We start from the raw sequence: 214 nt of genomic DNA on the forward strand, positions 1-214 counted from the left end.
TAGCTAATTCCGCTGCTTCACGTTTTGCTTCTTCAGCTTCACGTTTCGCTTTTTCTTCGGCGTCTTTCTTTGCCTTTTCAGCTTCACGTTTTGCTTTTTCTTCAGCTTCGCGCTGTGCTTTCTCTTGTGCTTCGCGCTGGGCTTTTTTCTTCTGCTTCGCGATGCGCCTTTTCTTCCGCTTCACGCTGAGCTTGCTCATCCGCTTGCGCTTTTT

General features: G+C 48.6%; 1 protein-coding gene. It reads right to left on the bottom strand.

Annotated elements, in window-relative coordinates; genetic code table 11:
- A partial coding sequence (locus BHE89_RS27355; protein WP_216080979.1) for a hypothetical protein occupies window positions 1–199 on the bottom strand: 199 nt, incomplete at its 3' end.
- Window positions 200–214 lie beyond the last annotated feature (15 nt).

Source organism: Shigella sp. FC1967 (genome assembly GCF_001743005.1).
In the GTDB taxonomy this organism is placed as follows: Bacteria; Pseudomonadota; Gammaproteobacteria; order Enterobacterales; family Enterobacteriaceae; genus Proteus.